This window comes from Microvirga makkahensis, assembly GCF_009830105.1.
Lineage (GTDB): Bacteria > Pseudomonadota > Alphaproteobacteria > Rhizobiales > Beijerinckiaceae > Microvirga > Microvirga makkahensis.
This window is the reverse complement of the sequence record NZ_WURB01000029.1, coordinates 41359-47358: the sequence shown is the minus strand read 5'-3', so window position 1 is coordinate 47358 and position 6000 is coordinate 41359. Positions and strand designations below refer to the sequence as shown.

4 protein-coding genes and 1 pseudogene are annotated in these 6000 nt (G+C 61.5%); 1 reads left to right on the top strand and 4 read right to left on the bottom strand.

The window, feature by feature from the left end:
* Window positions 1-196, bottom strand: a pseudogene (locus GR328_RS22940) (ABC transporter substrate-binding protein); the annotation flags it as partial.
* A 541-nt stretch (window positions 197-737) separates the two neighbouring features.
* Complete coding sequence (locus GR328_RS22935) at window positions 738-1910, bottom strand: MBL fold metallo-hydrolase (RefSeq protein WP_160887994.1); 1173 nt, start codon at window positions 1908-1910, stop codon at window positions 738-740.
* A 127-nt stretch (window positions 1911-2037) separates the two neighbouring features.
* Between GR328_RS22935 and GR328_RS22930 the strand changes: the two genes are divergently transcribed.
* Entirely contained in the window at window positions 2038-2982 is a 945-nt protein-coding gene (locus GR328_RS22930; RefSeq protein WP_246216047.1) for an amidoligase family protein, read from the top strand.
* Between the two features lie 113 nt (window positions 2983-3095).
* On the opposite strand, the gene GR328_RS22925 is transcribed toward GR328_RS22930, so the two are convergent.
* Complete coding sequence (locus GR328_RS22925; protein WP_160887993.1) at window positions 3096-3989, bottom strand: alpha/beta hydrolase family protein; 894 nt, start codon at window positions 3987-3989, stop codon at window positions 3096-3098.
* A 207-nt stretch (window positions 3990-4196) separates the two neighbouring features.
* A complete protein-coding gene (locus tag GR328_RS22920; protein WP_160887992.1) occupies window positions 4197-5963 on the bottom strand; it encodes a transposase in 1767 nt (588 codons plus the stop codon).
* Window positions 5964-6000 lie beyond the last annotated feature (37 nt).

Sequence of the window (6000 nt, the reverse complement as noted above, 5' to 3'; positions counted from 1 at the left end):
TGTTCTTGTTGGAGGACTTGGCTATAAAGTCCTCGACAGCCATGCGAGCGGCGACGGCCGAGCCCTCGCCGCCGATGTCCGAATAGGCGCCCGAACGGTCCGTCAGGACACCGAGCTTGATGGAAATCTGTGCCTGCGCTGCACCAGCAGCAAGACCAGCCAAGACAATGGACAATAGTGCTGACTTAAATTTCATCCAGTTCCTCCCGAATGCCCTTATTGTTCGGCTTTGCGCCAAGAATAGATTGCTGCTTTTCAAGATTCTGTTCAAGTCCGCAGACGGACGCCGTTTCAGGTCGGCGGTAGTCAGTTCCGTCACACAGCCGGCAACCGGGTACTTGCCCGAAACAGCACCGGACCCGGACGAGAACAAGTTGCTTTCGAAAAGCGATCCGGTAAATTTCCTTCAGTGAGCCGGGCAGGCTTCGGAGGGGAGAGGCCCGCGACATCCATCGCCGCTTCATTTTTCGAGATGCCTGTGCTGCACAACAATTCTGCAGCCTTGTCCTGACAGATCCGCAGGGATCGCTTTCGAGAGGCTTATCGCGCGGCCGGCGAATGGCGGGACCAGATCATCGCCGCCATAGCGCTCCCGCAGCTTCCGGAGAATGCCGATCAGATCGCAATCTCAAACCCGGCGCAGGGACATCCCCGGGGTTCCTGCGCTCGATCTCGTCCTCAATCCGTTTGAGAATTCTTTGCGCTCCTCGCGCCATCCCCTGAAGAGCATTTGGCATTCACGAAAGTGCATCGGGATGAGTCCAGAAGTCCCGCTCGGGACTGGAGATAAGGCAGCTCGCATTCGGAAATCGCTCGGTACCGTCGAAGTCGTCGGTTACGCCCCATAGACGATCCGCGTGAGCGTGGGTAAACACCACCCTGGTAATCGCTTCGCGATCAATCCCCGCCTCTTCCATGTGATCCGCAAGCCTGCCTGCGGTTGCCTGAAACGTCGTGCCTGAACCGGCCTCGATGAGCATGGGCTCGCTTCGGGCCTTTACTAAGGAGACGTTCGTTGGCGGTGTCAGCTGGCGGGGCGGTTCCATGCCGCCTGCCCTGAACAGTTCGTCGATCTCCTCGTCCGGTGTTCGAGGGAGCTGGAAGGCGACAGGCATCTCGTGGTCCCCGCCGCCGATCACAGTGACGGCGATATCTCCAATCCGGAGCGGGTGAGGGGCTGTTGTGGCTCGTGCGGTGGGGGCCAATGTGAGAGCCGCCGCAGCAAGGCTGCCCGAGAGACCGGCGAGAACTGCGCGCAGGATCGACGCTACCGGTGAGGCGTCCTCCATCTGTGTGAACTTCCTTTTTCCATCATGCATGATTCTACTCGGCCTTGGGGCCCTTGCCGTCCGGGAAGTCACGTCGAGGGCACGGGCACGTCCAACCACCTTGGCTGGCTCGCTTGCACAGTTGGACATGCAAGGCTCCTGGTTCCAGAAGGCCTGTCCGCTTGTCTCGCGATCGCCGTCGAAGAAGTTTGGCTCGTTCGGCTGCTTCAGAGAGGGGTAGTTCTTCTCGTTCAGCTCGAAATCCTCTTCCGCGATGCTGTTATTGAGGTGGAGGACTTCGCGGCGCCAAGCCTCGTCTCCACGTGACCGGATGGAGAGATCCTTCCTTGAACCCGCCCCATGCCGTCCCCACCTTTCAGGTACCGGGGTCCGGGCCCCTCTGGCAGTTCCCCCAGGCTGCGATGTCGGACTCTCCCACCTGAGGAGCGCTTCGAGCGCTCTGCAACGTTGGCGTCGACTTCGCGATGAGTCCGAGCTCTCGATCGCGTGCACCCGCGAGAAGGATCGAAGGCATCGTGCACCGGCGGAGCAGATGACAACCCTGCGTGAAACGACAGTTGGGGCAAGGGACCTCTGAAGGACGATGCATTCGATTGTGACCCTTTTCGAGACGGCAAACATGCTGGTCACCTTACCGGCGGCCTTGTCTTTAGCCGCTGCCGCAATCTATCCGTAGGAGGCTGACACGGCTTCCCCCTGCAACCTGATCGACTGCGGCCTGATCCGGTCGGTCCCCTGGATCGAAGCGATGTCCCGCCCATGCCCCGGAATCGATGGAGATCCCGCCCCGGCGGCCGGGGCGCTCGCCCCTCCCGTCCTTATGACAGCGGACGGCCGCCCGCGTCGCGTTGGAGTCGAGATCGAATTCCTGGGTCTGAGTGCCCGCGCCGCCGCAGAGGCGCTTGCGCATGATCTTGGGGGATCGAGCCTGTCCGAAGATCCGCACGCGTTCAGGGTCCACGGCACACGGCTCGGCGATCTCCTGGTCGAGACCGATCTGCGCTACGTCCATCCCGCGCGTTACCCCAACCTCGGCCTGAAGCTGAACCCTCGGGTCGCCGCGTGGCTCGGAACCCTCGTTGAGCCCTTCATCCCGCGCGAGCTGATTACGGCACCGATGCCCATCACCCGGCTGAGGGAAACCGACGCGGTGCTCACGAGCCTGCGGGCGGCCGGGGCCCGCGGGCGCGGGGCGGTGCTGTGGGACTCGCTCGGATTGCATTTCAACATCGATCCGCCGTCCCTTGACGCGACGACGGTGACGGCCTTTCTGAAGGCCTTCCTTCTTCTCGACGACCGTCTCCGGCGCGACATAGCCTGCGGAAAGCCGCGGCTTGCCCGGGCCTTCCCCCCCGACTATCCGCAAGCCTACAAGCGACGCGTGCTCGATCCGGGCTACTGGCCCGACGTGACGGATCTAGCCGAGGATTACCTTGCGGCGAACCCCACCCGGAGGCGGGCCCTCGATCTGCTGCCTCTCCTTGCTCATTTCGACGGGGGGAGGGTGCTCTCGATGCTGCCCCACGAGAAGATCGGTCCCCGGCCGGTGTTCCACTACCGTCTGCCGCAGGCCCATCTGAGCGATCCCGCCTGGAGCATCCTGCCGGACTGGAACCGCTGGCTGACCGTGGAGCGCCTCGCGGCAGACCCGCAGAGGCTGGTCGCCATGGGGCGCGACGCCCTGAGCCGTTGAGCGGGGCGATCTCCCCGCCGCCACGTGGTCAGTGATTGACGCTGCAGCCCGTCCTCCCCGTCCGCTCCGGGCGAATATCTTCAAGACTACGACAGCGAGTGCGCCGTCTCCGGTCAGCGCAAGCCGAACGCTTCCATGACTTCGTTCGCCGAAAGCATGCCACGGGCCGTGTGACCCACGTCGGTCGCAATGACCATGCGCCAGCCGAAGCTCCAGCCTTTTGCCCGTGCGAGCGAGCTTGCGGAGTCAAATACATATCGGCCACGCTCCAGCCGGTTCTCTCCCTGGCGCATCGCGGCGGAGGACCGAGAAAGGTTCTTCTCGCCCGTATCGTCCCCGCCAAGATAAATCGTGATCGGAAGCCCCAGATAGGTACTCAGTTGTCGCTCACCCTCCCCATGTCCGAAAACTTTGCCCAGTCCGAAGGGAGCCGGCTCCGCCGTTGACGGGAGGACATAGGTGGACGGATTCGCGATCACGATTCGAGCGGCATCGCGCGGAGGAGCGAAGGCCGCAACGCGGGATAGAAATTGCCCGCCCGCTGAATGGCCGAACAGGTAGTAGGGTGCGCGCGGCATCCCCTTCTCCAGCTTTGCCCAGGCGACGAGCTCAGCCACGATCGAGACTGTCCATTGCTCCCGGCGAATCAACCTCTGATCCTGAACGATTCCGCCCCTCTGGTATCGCCAGGCTGGAAACCGCTTTCGGTCGAGAAGCGGAGCAAACACAATCATACATCGTCGATTCGCCAGCTTCTGCGCAGAGTCACGGTACGAGGACGCATTCCGCCCAAGGCCGTGGAACACAAACAGCAAAGCGGCGCCTTCGCACCCCATGGGATGGTAGGTGTAGACAGTGATCGGACCTTCACGAAGACGGACTGTGACCTTGGACTTGCCAGGTTCACGGGCGAAGCCATCGGCCGCTCCGAAAAGGAAGGTGAGCGAGAACAGCGCCGCCGTGCAGGCCAGACCCATGCGGCGACGGATGATCCCGATCGCTTTCATGAGCAGAGCCCTGGTCAGCACCAGGCGCGCTCTACGCCGTCCGCAGGTCCGCTTTCATTGTCCCTCCGAAGCAGGCACGGTCATCTTTGCTTCGACGCGAGGGCCGGAGGTCGCAGCGACGTGTGCCACGCTCCCCTTTTTGGATCTGCACGGAACACCTGTCTTTGCTGCATTCTTGCGCATTTCGCCTGAGATCTTTCTGTACAGTTATCCTTTGCGGTAGCCAGAGACGCTGCCAGCGGGCCTTATCGGCATTGTCTCCACTCTGACGAACGGGTCCATTTCGGCATAATCGTCGCCGTATCCAGCGATAACGCCATACTCTTCCCTGATCGTCCGCCTCTGACGGTCCGCACCCGATGGCGCCCGGTGGAACGGGTAGACGGTGCTGATATGGCTCAGGTCCAGGCGCATATTCAGCGCCTCCTGCTTCACCTCGGAACTCCAATTGGCGATCGCTTCCGATGAGGCTCGCAGCGTGCCTATACGTTCGAGCAGCTTTTCAAGATCGCGAGGCGTGGCATCCGACGCTGCGGCCCTGGCAACCAGAAGTGCCAGTTCTTGAGCCGGAATCTTGTCCTGGCGCAGGAAGAGCGGATGATAGCCACCTTTACGAACCTTCGGCACTTTCAGTTCAATCCGGCCCAAACCTGTTTCCCAATTCTGCAGCCGGTATCCGCTGCGACGGTTGGTCCGAGTCGAGCAACGCTTCCTCAGCCCGGCGCCGCAAACCTGTGATACCTCTGCAGCCATCACTTTGTCGGCTAGAATTTTCAGAAGTTCACGTATGCCGCCGTCAGAGCCGGATGCTATGGCGGTCAGAGCAGGGACCTGCCCGCCAGCGAGTATATTCATTTCGTTCGTATTCGAGATCGACGTACCGTGATCTGCCGTGATCTCGACGCGGCACTGATAGCCGTTGAGCCTATTGCCGGCATTCGCCGAGCTCATGATGAGGGGTGTGAGAGCGCCGTCCTGTATCTCCCAGGGAGTGTACACTGGCAATCCTGTCGATCGTGCAGTTTCCCTTATCATCAAGGGTGATTGGGTCAGGCGCCCACTGATCGCAAGCACGTTGTGCCCGGCGGCTCTCAAAGTATCGACGCCGCACTTCGCGCCCATCGAGTCGTACGCGGCGAATACGACGCCGACACAATCCTCCCACAGATCCTTCGCCTGAATGACATCCGCTGTTTCCAAATGCTGCAATCCATCGGCCACTTCAACGACCGCGACATCGCAGCCCGCCTTCGCGGCGCTGCGGATCAACCGCCTCGTCGCTGCAACGATCTCCTCGAGCGGAATCAGGTAAGTGCTCGCAAGCCCTCCATCCGTGAAATCGAGAACGACATCAGCCCCCGCGTCCCGCACGATCCAGAGGTCGTTTCCGGCGCCTGTTCCCGTGGCCTTGATCGCAGCGACTCGATGGCCCGCTGCTTTCAAGCCTCTCACCAGCGATGTCGACGTGAAGGTCTTGCCGGCATTCATCGACGTTCCAAGGGAGAGGACAATCGGTATGGGTGGAACGGGGCCGGATGCATCGACGGCAAAGTCTCTGAGATTCAGGCGTCGACCCTGCGCATCACCAACGAGACCGAGAGGAGTGATCCGGGTCGAGGGTATCATGCGCTCGTTTCGCGTGATCTCGCATGACGCAATCCCGCCAGCCGCAACGAGGTCGCAACTGCTCAGATCCTCTCCGATCACTCCCTCGAACTGGTCGGGCGCGTAACGGTTGCCGAAGCAGACGATCGCTTCATCACCCGGAAACAAATGCGCCCGGCGGCCATCGGTCAGTTCGATCCGTCGCTGCTTGCCGATTTCATCGACCTTGACCAAGACCAGATCGCCGGATGCAGGAGCAATTGCAGGTCCGGTGATGAGGCTCGCCATCGCGTCTGGGTTGACACGCCGGGTTGTGTACGCGCGCTTCGCACATGCCACACGTTTCGCGTCCAGTTTTTCTAGAGCCATTTCCTCATCCCCAGAGATCAAGCCAGCACAGCTTACC